The 26,965-nt window shown below is 59.4% G+C and carries 21 protein-coding genes; 10 read left to right on the top strand and 11 right to left on the bottom strand.

Features of this window, described 5'->3' with window-relative positions:
- Positions 1-68: 68 nt before the first annotated feature.
- Positions 69-320: a hypothetical protein gene (locus tag GEI7407_RS12350; RefSeq protein ID WP_015172521.1), complete on the bottom strand. Its 252-nt coding sequence runs from the start codon at positions 318-320 to the stop codon at positions 69-71.
- Positions 321-853: 533 nt separating this feature from the next.
- Here GEI7407_RS12350 and GEI7407_RS12345 point away from each other — a divergent pair.
- Positions 854-2,314, top strand: coding sequence for a PLP-dependent aminotransferase family protein (locus GEI7407_RS12345; RefSeq protein ID WP_015172520.1), 1,461 nt, complete (start codon positions 854-856; stop codon positions 2,312-2,314).
- Between the two features lie 46 nt (positions 2,315-2,360).
- Here the strand turns inward: GEI7407_RS12345 and GEI7407_RS21390 are convergent, their stop codons facing one another.
- Entirely contained in the window at positions 2,361-2,531 is a 171-nt protein-coding gene (locus GEI7407_RS21390; protein ID WP_190274213.1) for a hypothetical protein, read from the bottom strand.
- On the opposite strand from GEI7407_RS21390, the gene GEI7407_RS12340 reads away from it, so the two are divergent.
- From GEI7407_RS12340 to GEI7407_RS12325, 4 genes are all read left to right on the top strand, one after another.
- Positions 2,493-3,581 (top strand): hypothetical protein, encoded by a 1,089-nt coding sequence (locus GEI7407_RS12340; RefSeq protein ID WP_015172519.1) that lies wholly within the window; start codon positions 2,493-2,495, stop codon positions 3,579-3,581. The genes GEI7407_RS21390 and GEI7407_RS12340 overlap by 39 nt on opposite strands.
- 100 nt (positions 3,582-3,681) lie before the next feature.
- On the top strand, positions 3,682-5,262 hold the full coding sequence (locus GEI7407_RS19595) for a PAS domain-containing protein (protein WP_015172518.1): 1,581 nt from the start codon (positions 3,682-3,684) through the stop codon (positions 5,260-5,262).
- A gap of 260 nt (positions 5,263-5,522) precedes the next feature.
- Complete coding sequence (locus GEI7407_RS12330) at positions 5,523-5,951, top strand: response regulator (protein ID WP_015172516.1); 429 nt, start codon at positions 5,523-5,525, stop codon at positions 5,949-5,951.
- A gap of 19 nt (positions 5,952-5,970) precedes the next feature.
- Positions 5,971-8,697 carry an ATP-binding protein gene (locus GEI7407_RS12325; protein WP_015172515.1) on the top strand — a complete coding sequence of 909 codons (2,727 nt, stop codon included), beginning with the start codon at positions 5,971-5,973 and terminating at the stop codon, positions 8,695-8,697.
- A 17-nt stretch (positions 8,698-8,714) separates the two neighbouring features.
- On the opposite strand, the gene rsmH is transcribed toward GEI7407_RS12325, so the two are convergent.
- On the bottom strand, positions 8,715-9,629 hold the full coding sequence (gene rsmH / locus GEI7407_RS12320) for a 16S rRNA (cytosine(1402)-N(4))-methyltransferase RsmH (protein WP_015172514.1): 915 nt from the start codon (positions 9,627-9,629) through the stop codon (positions 8,715-8,717).
- A 287-nt stretch (positions 9,630-9,916) separates the two neighbouring features.
- Here rsmH and GEI7407_RS12315 point away from each other — a divergent pair, with 287 nt between their 5' ends.
- Positions 9,917-11,101, top strand: coding sequence for an NAD(P)H-quinone oxidoreductase subunit H (locus tag GEI7407_RS12315; RefSeq protein ID WP_015172513.1), 1,185 nt, complete (start codon positions 9,917-9,919; stop codon positions 11,099-11,101).
- Positions 11,102-11,217: 116 nt separating this feature from the next.
- Here GEI7407_RS12315 and GEI7407_RS12310 read toward each other — a convergent pair whose 3' ends face one another.
- Entirely contained in the window at positions 11,218-12,000 is a 783-nt protein-coding gene (locus GEI7407_RS12310) for an ABC transporter permease (protein WP_015172512.1), read from the bottom strand.
- Between the two features lie 180 nt (positions 12,001-12,180).
- On the opposite strand from GEI7407_RS12310, the gene GEI7407_RS12305 reads away from it, so the two are divergent.
- On the top strand, positions 12,181-13,107 hold the full coding sequence (locus GEI7407_RS12305; RefSeq protein WP_015172511.1) for a sensor histidine kinase KdpD: 927 nt from the start codon (positions 12,181-12,183) through the stop codon (positions 13,105-13,107).
- Positions 13,108-13,172: 65 nt separating this feature from the next.
- Here the strand turns inward: GEI7407_RS12305 and GEI7407_RS12300 are convergent, their stop codons facing one another.
- The gene (locus GEI7407_RS12300) at positions 13,173-13,631 is read right to left on the bottom strand and encodes a GNAT family N-acetyltransferase (protein WP_041269012.1); all 459 of its coding nucleotides are present in this window, start codon (positions 13,629-13,631) and stop codon (positions 13,173-13,175) included.
- Between the two features lie 444 nt (positions 13,632-14,075).
- Here GEI7407_RS12300 and GEI7407_RS12295 point away from each other — a divergent pair, with 444 nt between their 5' ends.
- Positions 14,076-14,645: a diheme cytochrome C gene (locus GEI7407_RS12295; protein WP_015172509.1), complete on the top strand. Its 570-nt coding sequence runs from the start codon at positions 14,076-14,078 to the stop codon at positions 14,643-14,645.
- A gap of 228 nt (positions 14,646-14,873) precedes the next feature.
- Complete coding sequence (secA, locus tag GEI7407_RS12290) at positions 14,874-17,669, top strand: preprotein translocase subunit SecA (protein ID WP_015172508.1); 2,796 nt, start codon at positions 14,874-14,876, stop codon at positions 17,667-17,669.
- A 183-nt stretch (positions 17,670-17,852) separates the two neighbouring features.
- Here the strand turns inward: secA and GEI7407_RS12285 are convergent, their stop codons facing one another.
- The 4 genes from GEI7407_RS12285 to GEI7407_RS12270 form a co-directional block, all read right to left on the bottom strand.
- Positions 17,853-18,224, bottom strand: coding sequence for a hypothetical protein (locus tag GEI7407_RS12285; protein WP_015172507.1), 372 nt, complete (start codon positions 18,222-18,224; stop codon positions 17,853-17,855).
- A gap of 470 nt (positions 18,225-18,694) precedes the next feature.
- Entirely contained in the window at positions 18,695-20,434 is a 1,740-nt protein-coding gene (locus GEI7407_RS12280; protein ID WP_015172506.1) for an AarF/ABC1/UbiB kinase family protein, read from the bottom strand.
- Between the two features lie 627 nt (positions 20,435-21,061).
- The gene (locus GEI7407_RS12275; RefSeq protein WP_015172505.1) at positions 21,062-22,207 is read right to left on the bottom strand and encodes a DegT/DnrJ/EryC1/StrS aminotransferase family protein; all 1,146 of its coding nucleotides are present in this window, start codon (positions 22,205-22,207) and stop codon (positions 21,062-21,064) included.
- A gap of 233 nt (positions 22,208-22,440) precedes the next feature.
- Positions 22,441-23,670 (bottom strand): DUF4912 domain-containing protein, encoded by a 1,230-nt coding sequence (locus tag GEI7407_RS12270; RefSeq protein ID WP_015172504.1) that lies wholly within the window; start codon positions 23,668-23,670, stop codon positions 22,441-22,443.
- Between the two features lie 612 nt (positions 23,671-24,282).
- On the opposite strand from GEI7407_RS12270, the gene GEI7407_RS12265 reads away from it, so the two are divergent.
- The gene (locus tag GEI7407_RS12265; protein WP_015172503.1) at positions 24,283-25,089 is read left to right on the top strand and encodes a DUF2993 domain-containing protein; all 807 of its coding nucleotides are present in this window, start codon (positions 24,283-24,285) and stop codon (positions 25,087-25,089) included.
- A gap of 129 nt (positions 25,090-25,218) precedes the next feature.
- Here the strand turns inward: GEI7407_RS12265 and GEI7407_RS12260 are convergent, their stop codons facing one another.
- The gene (locus GEI7407_RS12260) at positions 25,219-26,082 is read right to left on the bottom strand and encodes a phosphatidate cytidylyltransferase (protein ID WP_015172502.1); all 864 of its coding nucleotides are present in this window, start codon (positions 26,080-26,082) and stop codon (positions 25,219-25,221) included.
- A gap of 107 nt (positions 26,083-26,189) precedes the next feature.
- The gene (gene cbiT / locus GEI7407_RS12255; protein WP_015172501.1) at positions 26,190-26,792 is read right to left on the bottom strand and encodes a precorrin-6Y C5,15-methyltransferase subunit CbiT; all 603 of its coding nucleotides are present in this window, start codon (positions 26,790-26,792) and stop codon (positions 26,190-26,192) included.
- Between the last annotated feature and the right edge of the window lie 173 nt (positions 26,793-26,965).

Genomic DNA, 26,965 nt, shown 5'->3' with positions numbered 1-26,965 from the left:
CAAGTCCTTAATCTATCCTACGAACCTGCCCGGACACACTCCCACCGGCCCAATCCCCAAAACCCCGCCTACAGATAATATCGATGCTCCAGCCAGGCGCGGATCTCGGCCTCAGAGGCAAAGCAAACCGTGTGGCCCGTTGCCGGGTCGTAGACGTGCCACACGATCTGATGGTCGGGGCCGTGGGTCTGCCAAATTTGGGGCTCGGTGGACTCCGTAAAAAATCGGCTGATTTTTTGCCAGGCGCGCTGGAAAATTTCGCCGAAAACGACTGAAGATTTTGATGAGGAGCTGGTCGATAGTGTCGAGAAGGCTTTCACGAGAACCTCCAATGAATTGAGGATGAAAAGAGGGTGTAAAGGGAGAGAAACTCTTTGGAAGAACACTCCTAAACCTTGAGGCAAACACATCGCCCGGTTGGGTGAATTCCAAGGATTAAAAAGCTGAATTTCTGCGTTTGGAGCGATCGCTCACTGATGCAAAAAACCGCCAAAGCGTTTCTGAAAAAGGGTTTTGCGAGATTCTGAGAGGCTGTGGGGTGGATGCTACAGAAATCTTTTGATTGCCCTTCTTCTTTTAGTATGCCCAAAATTTCTGACAACAGAAGGTACAGATTTCTGAAAAGAAACTAGTACGGTTTCAAGAAATGTTTACTGTTCTATTTGAATTTTTTAAAACTGTACTAGCAAATTCACTTTTCAATCCCGTATATTCGCTCTAAGTGGGGTTTCCAAAAAGTAGCTTTTTGGGGGGCTAGCGCAAACGGTCGAAGGGGCGCGCTAGGCCCCCAGGCAAGAAAGACGCTGGGGCGTGGATGGGGCTGACGATGTCCACTCTTATTGAGGGTTAGGCCGTGAGGATTTTGCTGGATCGCCACTCGCCGGAGCCAATCTATCTGCAAATTCGCGATCGCTTTCGGCGGCTGATCACGGCGGGCATGCTGCAACCGGGCGATCGCCTGCCCTCGATTCGCGCCCTGGCCAGCAGCGTCCAGGTCAACAAGCTCACCGTCGTTGAGGCCTACAACGTCTTGGAGGCGGACGGCCTGATCCATGCGCGCCAGGGGGCGGGGTATTTTGTCAGCGATCGCGCGATCGCCAAGCCTCCCAAGGAGTCCACGTTTTCGCCCCGCCAAGAGGTGATCATCCCCGATCGCTGGGGCTGCTCATTTTTTGACCTCTACACCACCTCTTTGCACGTCAAAGACCAGCCGGAGATTATCGACTTCACCTCTGGCTTTTCTCAGCCCCTGGGCCTAGAAGACTTGCAGCGGCTGGCGCGTCGGGCCATGGGCCAGCTGCCCGAGAGCCTCTTTTGCTACGACTATGCCCAGGGCCAGCAAACCCTGCGCCAGCAGATCGCGCGCCTCTTGATGCAGGAGGGCTTGGCGGTGTCCCCCGATCACCTGATCGTCACCAACGGCTCCCAGCAGGGCTTGGCGCTGGCGATTCAGGCCTATGTCCGGCCGGGAGACTGGGTGATCGTAGAGAGCCCCACCTACCACGGCACCCTGGCCCTGCTGGAGACCCTGGGAGCGCGGGTGATTGGCATTCCCATGGCCCCCGACGGCATGAACCTAACGCTGCTGGCCCAGTACCTAGAGAGCCATCGCCCCAAGCTGATCTACACCGTCAGTACGCTGCACAACCCCACGGGCATCACGACTTCCCAGGCCCATCGCCAAGCGCTGCTCGATCTGGCGGAGCATTACGACTGCTGGATTTTGGAGGACAACGCCTACGAAGGGCTCAATTTTGAGCCGGTGCCGCCGCCGATCAAGGCCCTGGACACCCGCGATCGCGTGATTTATCTGGGGACCTTTTCCAAGACGCTGACGCCGGGGCTGCGGGTGGGCTATGTGGTGGCGACGGGGCCAGACCACCAAAACCTGCTGGAGCGGAAGCTGCTGCAAGATCTGCACGTCTCGACGGTGTCCCAGGCGATCGTCAGCGAGTATCTGGCGTCGGGGCACTACCGCCACCACCTCAGCCGCCTGCGCCACCACAACCAGCGCAGCCAGCAGGCGATGCTCCAGGCCCTAGAGCAGCACTTTCCCTTGGAGGCGTCGTGGACGGTGCCCCAGGGCGGAATGTTTTTGTGGGTGGAGCTGCCCGATCGGCTGCCGCTGCGGGAAATCTGCAACCAGGCGATCGCCCATCAGGTGCTGGTGTCCTGCGGCGACGCGTTTTTCCCAGGGCAGCGGGGCTATCCGGCCATGCGCCTGAACTTTTCCCAGCCGCCGGAGGCCATCGAGCGGGGCATTCGGGTCTTGGGGACGCTGCTCAAGCAGCACAGCCTCCGTCTGACGGGCTAAGGCGGGATCTATCTTGGGGCTGGCTGCGGGGTTTGGGGCGATCGATCTACCCTGAAATCAGCCCCCCCGAGGCGATCGCCTCGAAAACGGGCTGGGCAGAGGTGCCGATCGGGGCCTCGGTGCAGTGGCGTTGTGGGGGTGATTTGGTGCGATCGCCCACTTTGCCGAAAGACTCTCTATGCCCCGTCCCGTCCTCTATTTCGCTGTGACGAATCATGGCTTTGGCCATGCGGTGCGTGCCGCTTCGGTGGCCGCTGCCATCCAGCGCCTCAATCCAGAGATTTTGCTAATTTTGGTGACCACGGCGCCGCGCTGGCTGCTGGAGTCCTACATTCCGGGAGACTTTATCCAGCGGCCCCGCGGCTTTGATGTGGGGGTGGTCCAGACCGACAGCCTGACCATGGACAAGGCGGCCACCCTCGAAAAGCTGCAAGCCATCCAGGCCCAGCAAAAGGCCATCATTGCCAGCGAGGTCAATTTCCTGCGCCAAAACCGCGTCGGGCTGGTGCTGGCCGATATTCCGCCTTTGGCCGCGCCTATTGCCCGGGCGGCGGGCGTGCCGGTCTGGATGATGAGCAACTTTGGCTGGGATTTTATCTACAAGCCCTGGGGGCCTGACTTTGCGCCGATTGTGAGCTGGATTGAGGCGTGCTTTGGCCAGTGCGATCGCCTGTTTCGCCTGCCCTTTCATGAGCCGATGGTGGCCTTTCCCCAGATCACCGATGTGGGCCTGACCGGCGGCATTCCGGCCCACGACCTGGCCAAGCTGCGCCAGCACTTTGGCCTGAGTGCGCCAACCGAGCGCACGGTGCTCCTGACCTTTGGCGGCTTGGGGCTGAGCCGAATTCCCTACGAGGCTCTGGCCCAGTTTCCCGACTGGCAGTTCATCACCTTTGATGCCCAGGCGCCGAAGCTGCCCAATCTCTGCCGGGTCCAGGACCATCGCTACCGGCCAGTGGACTTCATGCCGCTGTGTGGCCGGGTGGTCTCAAAGCCGGGCTACAGCACCTTTGCGGAGGCGGTGCGGGTGGGGGTGCCCATTGCGTCGCTGCCCCGAGAAGACTTTGCCGAAGCGCCGCTGCTGCTAGAGGGCATTCGCGATCGCGCCTATCACCAGATCCTGTCGCCGACGGCCTTTGAAGCGGGAGACTGGTCGTTTTTGCGCGAGGAACCCCAGTCTCCCCGCTTCCCCGAGGCGATCGCTCCTGATGGTGATCAGGCGATCGCCCAGGCCGTGGTGGATTTCTTTGCCCGCGCCGAATTTTAGCCCCTGAGGTGCCTTGGGCCTTGGGCCTGTGATCGCCGTCTAAAGCCCCAAATCCCTGCCCGAAGCTGACCTTGTTGAAACAACGATTGATTATCACTTTATGAGCCAGTCCCCTTGCTCCCCCGTCCCCTCGTCGCCCTCCGGCCCCCTGCTGCTCCGCCTGCCAACCCTGCCGCAGCAGTGCCTTGACGCCCTGCCCCAAGTCGCCTGGATCACGGATGCCGAGGGACACTTGCTCACCTGCAATCGTCAGTGGCACTGTGTGACCGGGCAGCCGAGGGAGATAGAGCTTTGGGCCTGGGTTCACGCAGAAGATCGCGATCGCCTCCAGCACGCCTACAGCGCCCAACCCCAAACAATCGAGTATCGCCTGGCCCATCGCGACGGCGCATTTCGGTGGATGCAGGCCCAGATCACGCCCCTCTGGGACACCGAGGGTCAGCTCCAGGGGCACCTGACCCTCAGCAGCCGCAGCGATCGCCCCGATCGCTCTGCCGCCTTGCAGACGGATTTTTGCAGCTTGGTCAACGGCCTGCCTGACGCGATCCTGTGGGAGGCAGACCCCCAAACCCTGGCCTTTACCTTTGTCAGCGACAGCGCCACGACCCTGCTGGGCTATCCGGCCCACCAGTGGCTGCGGGACGATTGCTTTTGGCTCACCCTGGTTCATTCAGAGGATCGGGGCTGGGTGAAGCACTTTCGCCAAGAAGAGATCGCCCAGGGCAAAGACTTTCGGTGTGAGTACCGCTGTGTTTCTGCCAGTGGCCAGACCCTCTGGCTGCGGGAGCAGGGATACCTAGTGCGGGCCGAGGACGGCACCGTCCAGAAGCTCCGGGGCATCTTGATCAACGTGACGCGCACCAAGCACGCAGAGGACGCTCTGCGCAGCCACGCCAACGAGCTCGCCCGCACGACCCGCGCCCTGGCCCAAACCTCCATCAGCCTAGAGCAGCGCAACCGCGATCTGGACCAGTTTGCCTACATTGCCTCCCACGACCTCAAGGCGCCGCTGCGGGCGATCGCCAACCTGTCCCAGTGGCTCGAAGAAGACCTCGATGGCGTGCTCACCCCCGACACTCGCCACCAGATGACCCTGATGCGGAGCCGGGTTCGCCGCCTTGAGGGCCTGATCGACGGCCTGCTCCAGTACTCCCGGGTGGGGCGCTTGCCCAGCGATCTCGAGCCCGTTTCGGTAGCGGAGCTGGTGCACGAAATTCTCGACTCCCTGGTCCCGCCGCCAGAATTCCAGGTTCGGCTGCACGAACCCCTGCCGACGTTTTGGACGGCTCGCCTGCCCCTGGCCCAGGTGCTGACCAATCTGATCAGCAATGCCATCAAGCACCATGGGGGCGATCGTGGCACGATCGCCATCAGTGCCCAAGATCTAGGGACCTACTACGAGTTCAGCGTGGCGGACGACGGGGCGGGCATTGCCCCGCGCTACCACGAAAAGATTTTTATGATCTTCCAGACCCTGGCGGCCCGCGATCGCGTAGACAACACCGGCATTGGTCTGGCCATCGTCAAAAAAATCATCGATGGCTACGGCGGCCACATCACTGTGGAGTCGGATCTCAACCAAGGAGCAATTTTCCGCTTCAGTTGGCCAAAATCTCTCTCAAGACAGGATACAACCCATGAGGAGTTGCCTAAGATTGGGATCACTCCTTCGGACGAATAATTTCGTTTATCGAGAGTTTTTCGTCAAAGTTCTGGGCTACGGCAAATCAACTCAAACCCGCTATCCGACAATAATTTATCTCCATAAAAATCAGGGTGTCTCGAGACTGCGCTGAACTCCCCACAAAACCGCTGTTTCAACGTCTAGTCTATTTCCCTAAGTAGACGGCAAGGGCCAAATCGGACAGTTAGAATGACACGCAGCCGCTGGAGTTAAGCCTCCTGTCATTGCTTGTTTCCCCCAAGATGCATAGAACTGAGATGCTCCTAACCACCGAAACTCGTTATCGGCTCCTGCTGGTAGAAGACGATGATGTCGACGCGATGAGCGTCCAGCGCGCCTGCCAGCAAAGTAAGATTCTCTGTAGCCTGGAGCGTGCCTCAAATGGGCGAGAGGCGCTTGAGCGTTTGCGGTCTGCGCAGGCTGGCACACCCTCCGGTATCCAGCGGCTAATTCTTCTGGATCTCGACATGCCAGAAATGGGAGGGCTAGAGTTTTTGAGGACGCTGCGAGCGGACCCTCAGCTACAGTCGCTCCCGGTCATTGTTCTCACAGCTTCCGAGTCTGACCAAGATCGTCTGGAAGCGGGAACTCTAAAAATTGCTGCTTATCTGCGCAAGCCAGTATCCCAGGACAGCCTTCTGAAGGCTCTTGGTCAGTTCACGCGATGTAGTAGGAGTGTCGGCTAACCCTGGCCGATCGGGGAGCATGGAACAGACGCTCAATATTCTGGTGGTTGATGATGATGAGGTTGATCGCCTCCTATTTCAGCGTGTTCTGAGGGCTTCGGGTATTCAGGCGGATGTCACGGAGGTTGAGGATTGCGCGGGAGCGATCGCCTATCTGGAGGCGTCTTCCTTTGACTGCATTTTTTTGGACTACCGCCTGCCGGACGGGGACGGTCTAGAGCTCATTCTGCAAATTCGCCAGCTGGGCACAACGCTGCCGATCGTGGTGCTCACGGGGCAAGGGGATGAGCGGATCGCGGTAGAGCTGATGAAGTCGGGGGCCTCGGACTACTTGGTAAAGTCCAGCCTCACCCCCGAGAACCTAGGTCAGACGCTGCGCAGCGTGACGCGCATCTACCAGGCGGAAGCCCAGGTGGCCCTGACTCAGGCCCGCTTGCGCCAGAGCGAGGAGCGATTTCGATCGCTGGTCCAGTATTCCTCGGACATCATCACGATCCTGGAGCCCGACGGCACGATCAGCTATGAGAGCCCGTCCATCGAGCGGATTCTGGGCTACTTGCCCGATGAGCTGCTGGGCAAGCGACTACAGGATTTTGTGCATCCGGCAGATCAGGAGATCGTGGCTAGGGTGCTGGCGGAGGCGATCGCCCAGCCCCGCACGCCCCTGTACGCCGAATACCGCATCCAGCACGCCGAGGGGAGCTGGGTCTACCTCGACACCGTCAGCAACAACCTGCTGGCCAACCCCAGCATCCAGGGCCTCGTCATCAACTCTCGAGACATCAGCCAGCGCAAGCGAGCCGAGGATTCTCTGCGCTTTTTGGTGGAAGCCAATACGATCTTGTCTTCTTCCCTGGACTACGCCACCGCCCTCGAAAATCTGGTGCGGCTGGTGGTGCCGCGCCTAGCAGACTGGTGCGCCATCGACGCGAATCCGCCGGGCGAGGGCTTGCAGCGGCTGGCGGTGGCCCACTTTGACCCCGCCAAGGAAGCCCTCCTGTGGGAAATCCAGCAGCGCTATCCGGCGTCGCCGGACGCCGAGTTTGGCTATCCCAAGGTGCTGCGGACCGGCGAGACAGACTATCAGCTCACGCTGTCCCTGGAGTCGCTGGCTGGAGAAAGCCAGGATGCGGATCATCAGCAGCTCCTAGAGCAAATCAACTGTCGGTCTTATATCTGTGTGCCGCTGCGGGTGGGCGATCGCGTTTTGGGGTCGCTGCTGTTTGTGATGTCCGACTCTGGGCGGCTATACGAGCCCGAGGACATCACGCTGTTTCAGGACCTGGCCTATCAGGCGGCCCTGGCCGTCGAGAATGCCCAGCTTTACCAGCAGGCCCAGGAAGCCAGCGAAAATCTGCGTCGCGCCATTTTGGTGCTGGGCGAGCGTCAGCGCCAGCTCCAAACTTTGCAGCGCCTGACCACCCTGCTCAACCAGCGCCTAGCCGACTTGCCCGGTCTGCTCCAGGTGATGGTGGACGCCATGTGCGACGCCATTCCGGGGGCGCAGTTTGGCCTGATCGTGCTGCACAATGCCCAAAACTGGCTCCTGCAACTGACGGCGACGGCGGGCTCGGGGGTCGATCGCTTCGAGACCAATGACTCGCTGCGGGTGGGCGACGGGCTGCTCGGGCAAATTTTCTTGACGGGAGAGTCGCGGCTGATCATCGGCAAAGAGCACCGGCCCAAGCTGCTGGGAGCAGAGGTGGCGTCGATCTGCGCGGTGGCGATCGAGTCGGCGCAGTCGGGCCGCTTGGGCGTGCTAGCGATCGGAAATTGGCTCAATGACTACGCCTTTGACGAAGACGATCGGCAGCTGCTGCTGGCCTTTGGAGAGCAAGCGGCGATCGCCATTGACAACGCCCAGCTGATCAACGCCCTCGAAGAGCGCGAGGAGCGCCTCGCCGTCCAAAATGACCTCCTGGCCCAGCAAAACTGGGAGCTCGAGCAGCAGCGCCACCGCATCCAGCAGCAAAACATTCAGCTCCTCGAAGCGGCCCGCCTCAAGTCGCAGTTTTTGGCCACCATGTCCCACGAGCTGCGCACCCCCATGAATGCGATCATCGGCTTTTCGCAGCTGCTGTTGCGCCAGCGCCAGTCTCCCCTTTCCAACCAGCAAACGGACGCGGTAGAGCGCATTCTCAACAACGGCAAGCACCTGCTCGCCCTGATCAACGACATTTTGGACCTCTCCAAGATCGAGTCGGGCCGGCTCGATCTGGAAATGGAAGAATTTAACGTGGTGAATCTGGCCCGGGCGACCATGGATGAGCTGCGCTCCCTCGCGGACCAAAAGCGCCTCGCCCTGAACCTGCAAAGCGATCTCAGCGATCCGATGATTGTCAATGACCGGGCGCGCCTGCGGCAAATCCTGGTGAATTTGCTCTCTAATGCCGTCAAGTTCACCGAGACCGGCAGCGTCACGGTGCAGCTCCAAAGTCGCGGCGTCGACCGCATTTCCCTGAGCGTGACCGACACCGGCATCGGCATTTCCCAGGCTGACCTCAAGCACATTTTTGAGGAGTTCCGCCAGGTGGATCAGTCCCTGCGGCGGCGCTACTCCGGCACGGGGCTGGGGCTGGCCATCGTGGACTGGCTGGTGCGGATCATGGACGGCACCATCCGCGTGGAGAGTGAGGAAAAGAAGGGCTCGTGCTTTGAAATTGAGCTGCCGCGCTGCGTGTCGCCGCCGCCGCCCGCCAAGGTGCAGAGCTGGTCTCAAACGCGGCAGTCGCGAGTAATCACCTGAGGGCGATCGCCCTGGGGCTAGGCGTCTGACTTGCGCTCGGCGATGCGCAGCTTGGCAGATCGAGCGCGGGGGTTGCGATCGCACTCTTCCTCGGTGGGAATAATCGGCTTTTTGGTCAGCACCTTTAGCTCCGGGATTTCCCGCAGGCGGTGCTTGACGATGCGATCTTCGAGACTGTGAAAGCTAATGATGCCCAGGCGGCCACCGGGTTTCAGCCACTGGGGCGATCGCGCCAGAAAGCGCTCTAGGACTTCGAGTTCTCGGTTGACGACAATGCGCAGCGCCTGAAAAACGCGGGTGGCTGGGTGAATGCGGCCATAGCGGTAGGCTCGGGGGACGCAGCGGGCGATCGCCTCTGCCAGCTCCGTCGTCGTCTCAAAGGGGCGATCCTCGACGATGCGGCGAGCAATGCGCCGCGACAGCCGCTCCTCGCCGTAGTGATAAAACGCATTGGCCAGGGCCTGCTCGTCCCAGGTGTTGATCACCTCCGCTGCCGTCAACTCTTGGCGTTGGTCCATCCGCATGTCCAGGGCCGCCGCATGCCGAAAGCTAAAGCCCCGCTCAGGAATGTCGAACTGGGCCGAGCTCACCCCCAGATCCGCCAAAATGCCGTCAAAGCGGCGATCGCCCGGGTCATACTCCGAAAAGTTGCCGCGCCAAAACGTCACGCGATCGCCCCAGGGCCGGAGCGTTTCCGCCGCCGCCGCCAAGGCCTGCTCATCCTGATCGATGGCCACCAGCTGCGTGTCGGGCGTCGCCAAGATGTGCTGGCTGTGGCCACCGCCGCCCACCGTCGCATCGAGATAGCAGCCCCCCGGCTGGACCGCCAAACCCGCGATCGCCTCCGTCAGCAGCACCGGCACATGCACAAAAGCGGGTTCGTCGACCCCCGCTGCTAACTCCAATTCCGTCCCATCTTCAAAAGAACCCATGCCAACCCTAGAGGCGTCTCGATAATAATGAACTATTTTGGGGTTTTCTAACTTATCTGGCCGATAAGCGACTCCTGTCAAAGGCGTGCGATCGCCCTTTGATCGAACCAATTCTCGCCTGCCAGCACGTTTCCCGGGCCATCCCTCTCTATAATTAAAAGGGCGTCAAAAGACCGCTAGCGTCTTTTTCCGCGTCCTCTCAGGTGCAGCGCAGCCTTGCCTGCCAAGCATCTCTCGCCCACAACTCGATCTCTGCTGAACCGATTGCAAGGGGAGACCGCTCATCTATGACAATGATCGAAACCAAGACCGAACCCATGGTGCTCAACATGGGCCCCCACCACCCCTCCATGCACGGGGTGTTGCGGCTCATCGTCACCCTGGACGGCGAAAACGTAGTGGACTGTGAGCCCGTCATTGGCTACCTCCACCGGGGCATGGAGAAGATTGCGGAAAACCGCACCAACATCATGTACGTCCCCTATGTCAGCCGCTGGGACTACGCGGCAGGCATGTTCAACGAGGCAATCACGGTCAATGCCCCCGAACGGCTAGCAGACATCGAGGTGCCGAAGCGGGCCAGCTACATCCGCGTGATCATGCTGGAGCTCAACCGGATTGCCAACCATCTGCTGTGGCTTGGACCTTTCTTGGCAGATGTCGGCGCCCAGACCCCCTTCTTCTACATCTTCCGGGAGCGGGAGATGATTTACGACCTGTGGGAAGCCGCCACCGGCATGCGCCTGATCAACAACAACTACTTCCGCATTGGCGGCGTTGCGGCGGATCTGCCCTACGGCTGGATCGACAAGTGCGAAGACTTTTGCGACTACTTCCTGCCCAAGGTCGATGAGTACGAGCGCCTGATCACCAACAACCCGATCTTCCGGCGACGCATCGAGGGCATTGGCACTATTACCCGCGAAGAAGCCATCAACTGGGGGCTGTCAGGGCCGATGCTGCGCGGCTCGGGCGTGAAGTGGGACCTGCGCAAGGTCGACCACTACGAGTGCTACGACGACTTTGACTGGGATGTGCACTACGAGACGGCGGGCGACTGCATGGCTCGCTATCTGGTGCGGATTCGCGAAATGCGGGAGTCGACCAAGATTATTCGGCAGGCTCTCAAGGGAATCCCGGGCGGCCCCTACGAGAACCTAGAGGCCAAGCGGATGATGGAAGGTCCGAAGTCGAAGTGGAATGACTTTGAGTACCAGTTTGCTGGTAAGAAGATTCCGCCGACCTTCAAGATTCCGGCGGGCGAGCACTATGTGCGCCTCGAGAGCGGCAAGGGCGAGCTGGGTATCTTTATCCAGGGCAATGACACGGTGTTCCCCTGGCGCTGGAAGATCCGGGCGGCGGATTTCAACAATCTCCAGGTGCTGCCTCACCTGCTGCGCGGCGTGAAGGTAGCGGATATTATGGCAATTTTGGGCAGTATCGACATCATCATGGGATCGGTCGATCGCTAGAAGCTGTCGGTGCCAGGGGCGATCGCCCCTGGCGCTGCCCCTAGAATTGCATCCTCGCCCCGGGCCGCTGGCTTGGGGTTTTTTGTTGGGCGATCGCCCTTTCGATTGGCTGGCCCCTAGCTAGAGGCACTGGTATAAAAGCGCAGGGCAAAGCGCCAAAGACCGATGGACCCGAGGAAAAGGGCGATCGCCAGACTGCCAGAACCGAGATACCACAGCCAGTCGCCCCGGCCCAAAATTGCCTCAGCCGGTACGGTGGTGAGAAACGCTACGGGCACCACAAAGGTAAAAAAGATGCGATAGGCAGCCGGATAGGCCACGATGGGATAGCGCCCCGCCTCTATCAGGCCCCGCAGGACTTCGGTGGTGTTGTAGATTTTGACAAACCAGATGCTTGTGGCTCCCAGCATGAACCAGAGACTGTACAGGCTCATCAACGCTAGCAAGAGGGGGAAAATGCCTCCCACATAGCGCCAAGGCGACAGCCCCAGCTTCCAGCCTGCGTAAATCACCAAAATCACTCCAAAGGCCAAATCTGGAAATCCCCAGGGAGAGATCATTCGGGTCGAAAGCCAAAACTGGCTGCTGAGAGGTTTGAGCAGCAGAAAATCGAGAGTCCCTTCTTGGACATGGCGAACGATGCGGCTGAGATTGGGCACAAGAAAGGTCGCTGAGAAGCCTTGTAGCAGGGTGAAGATGCCCAGCACGACGAGGGCTTCGTTCCAGCTCCAGCCCGAAAAGGTATAGCCGGTTTGGTAAAAGAGAAACAGGCCGAAGAGGCTGCCTAGAAAACCACCTAGGCTGCTGAGGGCCGCTAAAACAAAGTTAAGGCGATATTCCATTTCGGCAGCGATCGCCGTACTCCAAAACAGCCGCAGCACCGCTAGATATCGAACCATAATCTGCCCTTGGAAGCCCTCTAGTTCTTGCGTCTCATCTTAGGATGAGGGGCGATCGGATGGGGGCGATCGCCCCTCAAAAAACGGTCAAAGTTATCTGAACTAGTCAGCTAGGCAGCAAATGCCCCTCAAGTTGGACTTCACGGCCCCGATCACTTTCACAAAAGGAGCTCAAGACCCATGCCCTGGGCGTTGCTAATCGTTGGACTCGGAATGGGCAGTGTGCTGGGATGGTTGCTCAAAGCGCGATCGCTGCGCCACAAGCCCCGCAGTTCCGCCGCCAAGTCTACTGGGGCTGACGGCAGCGCCGCGGACCAGCTCATCGATCGCATGCGTAGCCAGGTCCGCCAAGCTCAGCTGGCCTACCAAGCTGCCAGCGAAAATGCTCTCTTCAAGAGTGGTTTTTTGGCCCGGACGTCCCACGAACTGCGATCGCCCCTCAACAGCGTTTTGGGGTTGCTACAGCTCATCGAGTCCGACCTGTGCGACAGCCCCGAGGAGGAGCGTGAATTCATTGGCCAAGCCCACGAGACCCTGCTCAAGATGGTCGAGCAGCTCGACGAAGTGATTGGTGTCTCCAAGCTGGAGCACGGCACCTTTCCGCCCCAGATCCGGCCCGTCTACGTCGCGAGCCTGCTCGATGAGCTTTATCACCTCACCCACCTGCAAGCCGCCAATCGCGGCATTCGCCTGACCCTAGAGCCCATTGATGCCCATCTCTACGTCCAGACGGATGCCCGCTGCCTCCAGCAGGTGCTGCTCAATCTGCTCGACATTCCCCTCACTCTGATGAATGAGGGCTATGTCACGCTCAAGAGCACGGTCAGCGGCGACTGGGTGGTGTTCGAAATCGAAGATGAGCGGCCGGCGATCGCCCTCCAGGAGCCTCTGCGCCTTGAGCAGCTGCAAGTGTCTCCCGAAGGCGCTCCCTGGACCAAGCTCTCGCCGGGAATGCGCTTCCTGATGGCCCAGGCGATCGCCAGCGTCCTGGGCGGCACCCTCGATTTGCTGAGCGCCCCCCTCGAAACCGACGATCCCAAGGCTCCCACCAAAACCCGCACGCGCCTGACCCTGCCCATGGGCGAGCCCCCGAGTGCCCCCCTCTAGGGATCTGCCCCCGCAGGCGAACTGCTGGCGGGGGCTGGGTCGATCGCATTGCACCTAGACAGCTTCTACTGGGAGATCTCAGCCATCCAGGCTGGGCAAGGGCTATCCATCGGCTGGTTGTGCAGCACCATGGTGGTCGAGCCATTGGGCTGGAAGCCGATCCGCTCGTAAAAAGCTTGCTGATTGGTGGTGGTGAGGTATACGCGCTCCACCCGGCTTAGGCGAGGGTGGCTCAGCACCGTCTCCACCAGCTTGCGCCCGAGGCCCGCGCCCTGATAATCCGGATGAATCACCACATCCCAGATCATGGCTCGATAAATCCCGTCAGAGGTGGCCCGCGCGAAGCCAATCAGGCGATCGCCATCCCACACCCCAATCACCGGCTCACTAAAGGCGATCGCCGTGGCCAAATCCTCCAGTCGTCGCCCCTTCGCCCAAAAGGCAGCCAAATCAAACAAAGAGCGAAGCTGCTCTAGATCAATTCGCTCCTTGCGATCGCAAAACTGAATGTGGCGGCAATCCATATTGGTCGGTTCCTCCAGCATCGTCGCTGGCGTCAAAGTGGACTGGATCAGTCAGTCAGCGCTCTCGCTGGCCTGCTAGAACAAGGGCGTCGAGCCCGGGATTTGGGGGATGTGACTGACTGTTAAGTTAGTTGGCTTTCGTTCAACAGTAATGCATAGACCCAGTCTTCGACAGAGCGTTTCCACACTTTTGTCACCCTTTAAAAACAACTCCAAACCTTAAAAGCCACCAGAGAAATAGCTGAAGAAATTCACCGCGCTGAACTCTCGGCTGCCCGATCGTTTCTGCGATCGCCCTTCCCGGAACTCCCCTTGGCCCCACCCGTCCTTGTAGCCGAGCCGCCCGATCGGAGATCATAGAAAACGGCAGCAAAACCACGTTGGTTCTGTTGCTCCGGCCCTCCGCGCTCTAGCACCTCGCTCTTTTGAAATACCCGGCACTCCATGGATAAGGCACCCCAGCACACCCCCTCCCCGACCCGCCTACCGCGGCGAAAACGGCGATCGCCCGTCGTTCTCATGGTTCTCCTTGCCTTCTGGAGTGCCTGCATTGGCTGGGCTCTATCCCTCAGCGCCTACAGCCAAACCCCCACCCTCCCCAGCGAAGCGCCAGCCGCCATTGGCACCGTCGACCCCGTCCCGCCCGTCCATCAGCTTGGCCAGCAGCTCTACCTCGAAAATTGCAGCAGCTGTCACATCGCGATTCCCCCGGCGGTCCTGCCCACAGAAACCTGGCGACGACTGCTCCAAGATCCCCAGCACTACGGCCAGCAAATCACCCCCCCAGTCGATCCGGGCCGGCTGCTGATTTGGAACTACCTTCAGATCTTCTCGCGCCCCCTCAAAGAAGGCGAAGAAGTCCCCTACCGCCTCGAGCGATCGCGCTACTTCAAAGCCCTCCATCCCACCGTCGATCTGCCCCGCCCCGTCACCCTCACGGGCTGCGTAAGCTGTCATCCAGGCGTCAGCGACTTCAACTTCCGTCGCCTCGCAGACGCCCAAGCCGAGCCCTAACCGGTTGAGATACGGGAATCCCGCCTTTGCCCACGGAGCAAAGTGATAGGATGAACTTACAGTCAGCCGTCCAGACGATAACGCTTTTAGCGCTTTCTGAGGCTTCGGCTCGACTGTGGGTTTGGGTCAATGCGATCGCCTTTCTCTTCCCCGAGAAGCCGCGCCTCTAACGCTCATTGTCGAACCCCTTGTTGCATTTCTCGGACGCTAACCTTCTCCGCTCCTGCCATGCTGAAACGACTGCTGGGTGACCCCAACGCACGCAAGCTCAAAAAATATCAACCGATTGTGACGGAGATTAACCTCCTTGAGGACGAAATCAAAGTACTCTCGGACTCAGAGCTACAGGCCAAAACTGGAGAATTTAAGCAGCGCCTAGAGAAGGGCGAGAGCCTGGATGACATCCTGCCCGAAGCCTTCGCCGTCGTGCGCGAAGCGGCCAAGCGAGTCCTAGGAATGCGGCACTTTGACGTGCAGATGATCGGTGCCATGGTCCTCCACGATGGCCAGATCGCCGAAATGAAAACCGGTGAAGGCAAAACCCTCGTGGCAACCCTGCCGGCCTACCTCAACGCCATCAGCGGCAAAGGTGTCCACGTCGTCACCGTCAACGACTACCTGGCGCGCCGGGACGCCGAATGGATGGGCCAGGTCCACCGCTTCTTGGGCCTGAGCGTGGGTCTGATCCAGCAGGGCATGAACCCCGCCGAGCGCAAGCGCAACTACGACTGCGACATCACCTACGCCACCAACAGCGAAATCGGCTTTGACTATCTGCGCGACAACATGGCCACCTCCATGGCCGATGTGGTGCAGCGCCCCTTCAACTACTGCGTCATCGACGAAGTGGACTCCGTCCTGGTAGACGAAGCGCGCACCCCCCTGATCATCTCCGGTCAGGTAGAGCGCCCCAGCGAGAAGTACCTGCGGGCGGCAGAGGTCGCGCGGGCGCTACAAAGCGAAGAAGACTACGAAGTAGACGAAAAAGCCCGCAACGTCTTGCTGACGGATGAGGGCTTTATCAAGGCGGAGCGAGAACTGAACGTTCAGGATCTCTTTGACCCCAAAGATCCCTGGGCTCACTACGTTTTCAACGCCATTAAAGCAAAAGAACTTTTTATCAAGGACGTGAACTACATCGTCCGGAACGATGAAGTCGTGATCGTGGACGAGTTCACAGGACGCGTCATGCCGGGGCGGCGCTGGAGCGACGGCTTGCACCAAGCCATTGAGGCCAAGGAGCGCGTCGAGATCCAGCCTGAAACCCAGACCTTGGCGACGATCACCTACCAGAACTTCTTCCTGCTGTATCCCAAGCTGGCGGGCATGACGGGAACGGCCAAGACGGAGGAGGCAGAGTTCGAGAAGATCTACAACCTCGAAGTCACCATTATTCCGACCAACCGGACTCGTCTGCGTCAGGATTTGTCCGACGTGGTCTACAAGACTGAAGAGGCGAAGTGGCGGGCGATCGCCGATGAGTGCGCCCAGATGCACGAAGCAGGCCGTCCGGTCCTGGTGGGCACCACCAGCGTCGAGAAATCCGAGGTTCTCTCGGCCCTGCTGCGCGAGCGCAACGTCCCTCACAACCTCCTCAACGCCAAGCCTGAGAACGTGGAGCGGGAATCGGAGATCGTGGCCCAGGCGGGTCGCGGCGGCGCTGTCACCATCGCCACCAACATGGCCGGTCGCGGTACCGACATCATCCTCGGCGGTAACGCCGAGTACATGGCCCGCCTCAAGGTGCGAGAGTACCTGATGCCTCGCATCGTGAAGCCCGAAGACGAGGATGAATTTGGCGTGATGCGGGTTCCGGGAGCGGGCGCTGGCCGCAGCGGTGGCCAGGGCTTCGCAGGGACCGCCGCCAAGGTGAAAACCTGGAAAGCCTCGCCGGATATTTTCCCGAACGACCTGCCCAAGGAAATCGAGCAGCAGTTGAAGGATGCGGTGGAGTTTGCGGTGAAGCAGCACGGGGAGCGATCGCTGCCTGAACTGGAGGCCGAAGACCTCATCGCGGTCGCTTCTGAGAAGGCCCCCACCCAGAACCCCGTCATTCAGCACATTCGCGACGCCTACAACGCGGTTCGTCACGAGTACGAGCGCTTTACCAGCACCGAGCATGAGGCGGTTGTCCAGCGCGGGGGTCTGTACGTCATCGGGACTGAACGCCACGAGTCGCGCCGCATTGACAACCAGCTGCGCGGTCGGGCTGGCCGCCAGGGAGACCCGGGCTCTACCAAGTTCTTCTTGAGCCTGCAAGATAACCTGCTGCGCATCTTCGGTGGCGATCGCGTGGCTGGCTTCATGAATGCCTTCCGCGTCGAAGAAGACATGCCCATCGAATCGGGCATGCTGACGCGCTCCCTCGAAGGGGCTCAGCGCAAGGTCGAGACCTACTACTACGACATTCGAAAGCAGGTCTTTGAGTACGACGAGGTGATGAACAACCAGCGTCGAGCAATCTATGCCGAGCGGCGACGCGTCCTTGAGGGGCAAGACCTTAAGGAGCAGGTCATTACCTACGCTGAGAAGACGATGAGCGACATTGTGGACGCCTACGTCAACCCAGAACTGCCGCCGGACGAGTGGGATCTGCCCAACCTCGTAAACAAGGTGAAAGAGTTTGTCTACCTGCTGTCGGATCTCGAGCCCGCCCAGCTTGAGGACTTCTCGGTCAATGAGATCAAGACCTTCCTCCATGAGCAGGTCCGCATTGCCTACGACCTCAAGGAAGCGCAAATCGATCAAATTCAGCCGGGTCTGATGCGCCAAGCGGAGCGATTCTTTATCCTCCAGCGCATTGATACCCTCTGGCGTGAGCACCTCCAGCAGATGGATGCCCTGCGAGAGTCTGTGGGTCTGCGGGGCTATGGCCAGCGCGATCCGCTCATCGAGTACAAGAGTGAGGGCTATGAGCTCTTCTTGGACATGATGACCAATATCCGCCGCGACGTGGTCTACTCGCTCTTCCAGTTCCAGCCTCAGGTGCAGCCCGCTACCCAGGCTACTTCTGAGATGGTCTAGGTCTCGCGATCGCCCTCTAGCGTTCTAAATTCAAGGCGTATCAATCTTCAGCTTGATTGGTGCGCCTTTGCGCTTTGCGGGGGCGATCGCCAGCAAAAAGCCCGCTGATCCGATCAGCGGGCTACCATCAAGCTTGTCGCAACAATAAAACGGCAACAGGGCGATCGCTAGATGGCGCTGGATTTACCCGATGGAGTCTAGATCGATCGCCTTAGAGCCGCCCCGCTCCAGCTGAACAAGAATTTTGCCGAGCTGAGACCACACGAGCCACGCCGTCAGCACCGTCAGCGGCAGCGCCACTGCGTAGGACAGAAAGCGGGAAAACCCGAAAATTTCTAGGCCAGAGCCCAAAAAGAGCGCAATCCCGATCGCAATCCCCAAATAGGGCACTTGCAAGTGAGAGCCCTGCATCGTGGCCAGGGTGCGGCTAGAGCGCTGGCGATACCACTCCTGCACCAGCTCCTTGAGCGTGGCTTCAAAGGCGACGCCGGACGTGACGCCGATGAACAGGCCAGCGACCAGCAAGAAATAAGGCGGTTCTAAATAAAATTGCACAAGGTACTCCTTGAATCCTGAGGTTGATATTCACTCCAGCTCAGCACCGGGCGATCGCGCTGGAGATTGTTTGGATCGCTCCAAAGACTGCCTGTATCTCAGGTCCAGGCCCTTTACGCTGGGACGAACCTGCGGCCAAAACGCCGCGACAGGCCACTTGCTGAGTGTTTGCCCAAAACAAAATCTAGACAAACAGCCTTGGAAAGCTTTGGAGCCAGGATTCGACAATCCCTATCCTGGTTTCAGCATCAAGCTCATTCTACAAGATGTCGATTTTGCCGAGATTGCGTAGCGCGCTTCTGCCTGTCTCTTGCTGCTTGAGGCTGCTCTTGGGAGGATCTCCGCGATCGCTTCCGGCATCACCAAAGCCTGATTGCAGATCCCCGAAGCGCCCTAGACCTAGAAGTAAGCGCCCAATTCCGTCGCAAAGTGAAAGCAGCGAAATACTTCTGCTCAGCGTGGCTTGCTGCTTAGTCTCTTGGGGAGGTCGTCAGCGCAGCCACGGGCGGAAACAACGAAGCCGCACTTTCGAGGGAAAACTCCGTCAGAGCGCCTACTGCAACGTCCCAGAGGCGAGCGGGCTGGAGATCGTCTTTGACCAGGCGCCAGAGCCGCTGAACCTGCTCTGTGTGCAGGCGATCGTCCTCGGTGAGCGCCAGCAAAAGCTGACGGCGGAGAAACTGGCCTTCCTCGGACATCAGGTACTGCAAGCCGAGCTGAGCCGTGGGCAGCAAATCAAAGCTTTGGTCAGACTGGGCGATCGCAATCAGGTTTTCCAGGCGATCCCAGCAGAAGCGGCCGTCCTTGAACAGCACCTCCACTAGGCGACGCCGCAAAGCCGGTGATTCTCCCTTCAGCAGCCGCTGGGCCACGTAGGGATAGGCAATCTCGACAATCTTGAAGTCGGGATTGAGGCTAAGGGCCAAACCCTCCTGCGTGACCAAAGACCGAATGATCAGCGCAAACTTTGCAGGGACTCGGAAGGGATATTCATACATCAAGTCCGAGAAGCGATCGGTAATGGTCTTGAAGTTAAAATTACCGACGCTCTCGCCCATCACGTCGCCCAGGACCGACTCCAGCGCCGGCACGATAGGCATAATGTCAACGTCCGGCGTCAGGAAGCCCAGCTTGACGAAGTCCTTGGCCAGCTCCACGTAGTCTCGGTTGATCAGGTGCACGACTGAGTCCACCAAGGCTTCCTTGGTTTCTTCGTCTAGCTGGTCCATCATCCCGAAGTCAATGTAGGCCATGCGGCCATCTTCGAGGGCGAACAGGTTGCCCGGATGGGGGTCTGCGTGAAAAAAGCCAAACTCCAGAAGCTGCTGTAAACCGGTGGTAACGCCGATGCGAATCACTGCATCGGTGTCGATGGTGTCCGCTCGCTTCAGGCACTCGGTTCCCGCGAGCTTGAAGCCGTGGATCCACTCGAGAGTCAGGACGTGTTGGCTGGCATAGCGCCAATAGATGGCTGGAACCTTGACGCAGGCAGTTTCGCGGAAGTTTTCGGCAAAGCGCTCAGCGTTGCGGCCCTCGTTGAGGTAGTCGACCTCCTCAAACAGCTTGGTGCCAAACTCATCAACGATCAGGGTCAGGTCGTGGCCGAGATTCAGGGGCAGCCAGGGCGCGAGCCAGCTGGCGGCCCAGCGCATCAGGAACAAATCGCGGGTCAGGACCGGCAGCAGATTGGGCCGCTGAACCTTGACGGCCACTTCTTCGCCGGTGGCGAGATAGGCGTGATAAACCTGGCCTAGACTGGCTGCCGCGACGGGTTCGGGAGAAATATCGCGATAAATCTGGTGGACCGGCTGGCCGAGCTCCGCCTCAATGATTGCAAAGGCGGTCTCAGTGGGGAAGGGAGGCAGCTGGTCTTGTAGCTTGATCAGCTCTTCGAGAAAATCCGGCCGAATGAGGTCTGGCCGCGTCGAGAGAGCCTGACCAACTTTGATGAAGGTGGGGCCGAGCCGGGTCAAAATCTGGCGCAGCTGTGAGGCGCGTTTGAACTTGTTGGCTTCTTCTTGGTGACGCCATTTGTCCCACTGAATCCCCGCTAAAAAGTTGAGGAAGGAGAAAATGATCGTAAGGGCGCGCCCGATAATTTCCCAGGGGCGGGAGCGATAGTAGCGGGCGATCGCAGCAGCATCGTAGCGCTGCAAAGGGAAGTCAAGGGTCTGGGCTGAAGAAACCGTTTGTTGCCGAATCACGCTCACACTTGCCTTCGTAATGAGGTTTTGACGACGGAATCAGGCGATCCGCAGCGATCTCGAAGCCGCCGGAGCGAGAGAGCAGTGACTGGCCTTGGGAGAGGTGCCTCTGCACAAAAGTTGAAATCACTGTTGAGATCACTGAAGAATTCAAAAGAAAGACCTGAGATGGGGCCAAGGAGCAAAGAGTTATGATGCTTCCAAGGCATTAGTTTGCCTAAATTCACAGGTTTTTATCTTTTCATTAACTATAGTATAAGAAAATACAAAATATTTCACTAAAGGGCCGACTGATCGTTAATTTTTTGTAAATAAGCCCTGGGTTTGGAGCTGGTCTTCGCTACTTGAAAGCAGTGCTTTTTCTTCAGAAATACGGCTTCTTTTAGACGTTTCCAGAGAAGTAAAAAGCGCTTGATTGCGAGAATGGCGCTTTTTCTTTTGGAGATTGTAGAAAGCGCTCATTTCTAGCGCTGTTTGCCTTGATCCTTTTGGGGTTTACGACCTGCGATCGCCGTCAAAGCTTTACAAAAATTATTTTCTGGTGCCGTTTTAGACGCGCCTGATCAACAAAAGCAGCCCGCAGAAGCTGCAGACTGCTTTTTGAGAAGGAGCGGAGGTGCGAACCGAGACGCTTTAGAGGGCGATCGCGTCCTTGAGGGCGTGGACGACCTGGGCCTGTGCCTCGGGCGGCAGCTCGGGAAACATCGGCAGCGACAGGACTTCACAGGCCAGCCGCTCCGCCACCGGCAGCTGGCCTTCGCGGTAGCCCAGAGACTGGTACACCGGCTGCAGGTGCAGCGGGATTGGGTAGTAGACCATGGAACTGACCCCCTGATCCTGCAAGAACTGGCGCACGGCGTCGCGGCGATCGCGCCGCGCCTGGAGATCAGCTGCTGCTGGATGCACAATCCTCACGGTGTACTGGTTCCAGACGCAGCGCCCCTGGGTCGCGACCTGAGGCACCACAACATCTGGGACTGGCGCCAAAAGCTGGTGATAGCGCTCGGCGACGGCGTGGCGCTGCTGATTCCAGGTGTCGAGATGGCGCAGCTTGATCTGCAAAATCACGGCCTGCACAGCGTCCAGGCGGCTGTTGACCCCCACCTCGTCGTGGAGATAGCGCTGGCGCTGGCCGTGCTCCCGCAGCGATCGCAGCCGCCCCACCAGCTCCGGATCATTGGTGGTGATTGCCCCGCCATCGCCGCAGGCCCCCAGGTTCTTGGTGGGGAAGAAGCTAAAACAGCCGACGTGGCCGATCGCGCCGACCTTTTGGCCCTGCCACTGGGCGCCCGTGGCCTGGGCGCAGTCCTCGATCACCGTCAAACCGTGGGCTTCGGCCACGGCCATCAGCCGCGTCATATCCGCCGGATAGCCAAACAAATGCACCGGAATCACCGCCCGAGTCTTGTCGGTGATCGCCGCCGCGACCTGGTCAGCATCGATGTTGAAGGTCAGGGGATCAACGTCCACAAAAACCGGCGTCGCGCCCACGGCGCTAATGGTTTCCGCCGTCGCCACAAAGGTAAAGGGCGTGGTGATCACCTCGTCTCCCGGACCAATATCCAGAGCCCGCATCGCCAGATACAGCGCATCGGTGCCGGAGTTGCAGACCACGGCATGGCGGGTGCCGATGTACTCTGCGAATTGGGTCTCAAACTGCTGAACCTGGGGACCGCCGATGTACTGTCCCGAGGCCAAGACTGCCAACACGGCCTTGCTAACGTCAGCCTCAATTTGCTGATATTGCTGGGTTAAATCCAGAGGTGGAATTTTATTCACTCGGTCGCACCACGCTGCTAACACTCTTAAATACAATCAAATTTCGAATCGAAAGGGAATCCGCCAGAAGCGAAACTCTGGGCCTCGCGGCCTGAGGCACTGGGGTTTTAGACTGGGGGCGATCGCCCTTTGTTGCCCGAGACGCCAGATCACCCTAAACAAAAACCTCCGGCGAAAACCGGAGGCTGTTTGCTATGGCTACTTCAATCTGATGTGCAAGACCGTCGAGAGACCTAAACGAGCCACTCCTCGACCGCTTCTGCCTTGGTGTTCGTGTTGCGAGAGGGCGTCTCGCGGTTGAACTTCATATGGATAGAGCGGGTCTGCTCGCCATCGGCCGCCACCGCCATGATCGGGTAGTCGATCAGGCCGTCTTGGAAGGACATCTGGAAGCGGAAAGTCCCGTCGGGATTGAGCTTGATCGGCTGACCGCCAATGGTGACAGTCGCGTCAGGCTCCGTCGCGCCGTAGACAATCAGCTCAGCATCGGCCACCAGCCAGAATTTGCGGGGACGAATGGGCGGCATCGAGGCCGAGAAGCCAACGCCGGACATGCCAGCGCCGGACATCGTCAGGCCCATGCCAGACTCCGTCGGCAGCGCCCACATTCCCACGCCGGACGGGAAGACGTAGGAGCTGACCACCGAGCCCGCCACGTGCTGCATGGAGCCGAAGAGGGAACCGGCCACTCGCTGAGCCTCGGCGCCTTGGGCCATGCCGAAGATCTTTTCGTAGAGGGGGCTGTCGCCAGCCACCGGTGCGGGCTTCTTGCTGGGAGGAACCAGCTCGAAGAATTTCTTGCCGCGCAGCTCTTCGTCCCAGTTGATGGTGATGAAGTTGTCCTCGATCCAGTCGGAGGGGTACACCGGCGGAATGTGAACAGGCAGCGATCGCGCCAAGACCAGCCAGCGACCGTCTGCGCAGCGATAGCCAATGTCGATCGCATAGTCGCGATCGCTCACCGGAACCGGCAGGTACCACTCCCGAGCCAGCTCATCGCAAGGATACTCTTGCAGGCTGTGGGGGCTCTGGTGCTCTAGGTTGATATCCGTCACGTCGTACAGCCGCAGCGCCAGCTGCAATCCGCCCTGGCGACGAGCGTCTTCCTTGTGCTCGTTGGGCACATCCCAGTAGGCGTAAGCCCACTGCGGATCCCGAGGTAGGAGGACAATGCGGCTTTCGCCGTAGCCCGAGGGGAGATCCGCCAATCCTTCATCAACCGAAGACAGTTCTCCGCCAGTACGGTCTTCTTGCCCGAGTTCAAACTTTGCTGCTTCCACTTCTTCCTGCGCCTCCAGCGTACGAGATGGACTGAGGGAAAACTTGGTTCGCTGAACTTCTTGAATCGATGCCAAAAGCTGGGACTTCCGCATGCGGCTATAGCGGGAAATCCCGTACTCACTGGCTACCCTGCGCAGCTGCCGCAGAGTCATTTCTTCTAGGGGTGGGCGTTCCTTAGCCATGGGTATGGTCTCCGATTGGGTAAAGACATCGAATGCAGGACTTCTGGCAGTGGCTGTAGCCCTAGAGCGTTGCGAGAGCTCTAGGTCAGAAGTCAGAGCGTTGGACTCCCTGGCATATTCAGTGGTCGGTCTACGTAGTCTGCAGTCTTTGTCTCCAGGTTGACCTGGAACTCACTGGCAAGCGATCGCGAACCGAATAGTGGTCGCAGCGCTAGACCCTCCTTCACAGCATCCGGAGCCAAAACAAGCCCTGGAGCTAGGAGCCTTGCCCCCGTTCGTTGCGATCTTTTTGGGATCAAGCAGTGAAGTGGGGATCGCTCGCTTGCTTCATATGTCGCAAAAAAATCAAAAGAGATCAAGGCCTTAAAAGGCTGATTTTGCGAGGTTCTACGAATTCTAGGCAAAAATGGGGATCGTTATGTCAAATTTTCCTGACATTTATCCTTGAGGGGATCAGGGCAATTGTCAGAGATTCTTGACACAAAATTTGAGGCAAGATTCGAGTTGGGGCGTGCGGTAAACTTTTGCAAAGCAGCCGCGTCCTAAACTGCAGCCCAGCCCGCTCGGACCGAGGGCGTCGCTGGCTCCGGTTCTTTGTCACAGTGGTTTTTCATGAGTTCAGAGAGTTCAGATTTTTCTTCGTCCCATCCGCTGGAAGCTGAAGGCCCAGAGGCTGAGCAGGCCAAGGGCGATCGCGCGCCCCGCAGTCGGCTGATCAGCCGGGTGCTGACGCCGGCGGTCAAGCTGTGGCTGCGATCGCAGGTCGAGCACATCGAGGATCTCCAGATCGAGATTGCCAGCGGCGATCGCCAGATTTTGTCGGGCTACCTACCGCGCATCGTCCTCGCCGCCCGCAAAGCCATTTACCAAGGCATCCATCTGAGCCAGATCGCCATGACGGGCGAAAACATCCGGGTCAACCTGGGCCAGGTGCTGCGCGGCAAACCCCTTCAGCTCCTAGAGCCCATCCCCGTTACCGCCGAACTCACGCTCCAAGAGGCCGACTTCAACGCCTCCCTGCAAACGCCGCTGTTTGCCAACGCTGTGATCGACTTCTTGACCGATTGGCTGGGCAGCACCGACGCCATCGGCGAGGAGGTCACCACCGAAGGCCCCCTCAATCTGCAAAATCTCCAGGTCAAGCTGCTCCCCGACGCCCTGATCCTCAGTAGCCAGATCCGCTCAGCCAGCGGCGAAGCGGTGCCTCTGATCATTCGCACGGGCCTGTCGGGCCAGGGACGCTATCTGCGCTTCGAGAAGCCCTCCTGGCTGCCCCACCTCAACGCCCAGCGCGGCATTCCCCTGCGGGAGCTCGATGGCTATGTCCTCGACCTCGGCGAAACCGTGGTGATCGAAGACCTGACCTTGTCTAGCGAATGCCTCCACTGCCAGGGCCACTTAACGGTGCTGCCGGGCTAGCCTCGGTTTCAGCTGAGTTTTTGCCCTGCCATAAAGCGCTTGCCCTGCGGACTCTGTCTCGAAACCGTGGGGCAAGCGCTTGGCTTGGGTTTGAAAGTCGGCGATCGCAGGCTGCGACGGAGCGTGGCCCTAGGAGAGCAGGGGCAGCAGCAGGGTGACGAAGTAGTAAACCAGAGGAGCCGTGAAGACGTAGCTGTCGGCCCGGTCGAGAATGCCGCCGTGGCCGGGAATCAGCTGGCCGGAGTCCTTGACGCCCGCATCGCGCTTCATCATGGACTCGGTGAGGTCGCCCAGGAGGCTGGCAATGCCGATGATCAGTCCCAGGCCGACCCCGGTGTAGGGCCAGGCGGGCCAGTCGAGATACCAGGAACCGGCGATCGCTACGCCCACGCTGCCAGCTACGCCAAACACTGCGCCCTCCACCGTTTTCTTGGGGCTGATGTCCGAGAGGCGGGTGCGGCCAAAGAGCTTGCCGAAGGTGTAGGCGCCGATGTCGGCGGCCCAGATGCAGCCAAAGGACAGCAAAGTCAAGGTCAGGCCTTCGGGGAGACTGCTCAGGCTCCAGGACTCTGGCCAGAAGCCGCCCAGGGGAAGATTGGTGCTGGCTGCGCTGCCGAGCGATCGCAGCCGAATCCAGTAGCTCGGCAGGTAGCCGCCATAAAACAAGCCCAAAATTGACGTGGCAATGTCAGCAATGGTGGCGAACTTGGGCTGAAAGAGCAGGTAAAAGCAAATGAACGTCCCGGCCACGGGCATCACAGCATCCGCAAGGGCAGGAGAAAGCGTCGAGGTGATCAGCAGCAGCTGGCTGACAACCAACGTTGTTTTGGCCGCTGGCAGAATCCCCTTGGCCCGAGCCATCTGGAAGTATTCTTGCTGTCCCAGATAGATGATGATGCCGAATCCCAGCGTGAAGTACCAGCCGCCGAGGAAAATCATTCCGAGGGCAAGGACAATCGCTACGATTCCGCTGACAATTCGAGACCAAGGCATAGAGCAAGGCAGTGTGAGGTGAATGACCCGAAAACGCGCGATCGCGGCCTTCAATAGGGTTAACCTAAGCTTATACCGAGCGTAAGGCTGCGGAGCGGTATTGCTCGCTAGCTCAGCTTTTCGGCACTCAGGACAAAGAGGGGGTCGGCGGCGGCAAAGGTTTGGTGGATGCCGCGCTTTTCGAGGCGATTGACGGCGGACTGGACCACCTCGATGTTGCGGGCCTGGAGGGCCGAAAAGCTCTCTGAGATGGCGTAGAGGCCCTCGAGGTTGCTGGCGATCGCCACCACGCGCCCCGGCGATCGCAGCCTCGGCCACACCGCCGTCAAGATTTCCCGCACCGATCGCCCGCCCTCGATGCAAACGCAGTCCGGCGAATCAGCCAGAGCCTCCAGGCACTCGGGCGCATTGCCCTCGATCACCTGAATATTGCCCACCTCAAAGCGATCGCAGTTGCGCCGAATCAAGGCCGCCACTTCTTCATCTCGCTCCACTGCGACAATGCGCCCCTCGGGACACAGCAGCCCCACCTCCACCGAAATCGTGCCGGTGCCAGCGCCGATATCCCAAAACACCGCATCTTTTTTCAGCCGCAGCTGGGACAAGATCAGCAGGCGCACTTCCCGCTTGGTCATAGGAATGCCGGGCAATCCTTCAAACAGGTCGTCAGTGATGCCAGGAGTGGTGTAGGGCCAGAGTTGACAGGGCATAGGGGCAACAGATGGATGACGGCGCACGGTGGGGAATAGGCAGGATTGTGGGGTCAGAGGAGGGAAACTCCTGCGTCGGCTTCCGAAGCTGATTCTACTGGGACAGCTTCCAGCTTGGGGGAACCCTCGCCCTATCTTAAGGAACAATCGCTCGGAGTGGCCGCTGGGGCGAC

The organism is Geitlerinema sp. PCC 7407 (assembly GCF_000317045.1).
GTDB lineage: Bacteria > Cyanobacteriota > Cyanobacteriia > PCC-7407 > PCC-7407 > PCC-7407.
The sequence above is the reverse complement of the archived record's forward strand: the minus strand, read 5'-3'. Positions and strand labels throughout refer to the sequence as shown.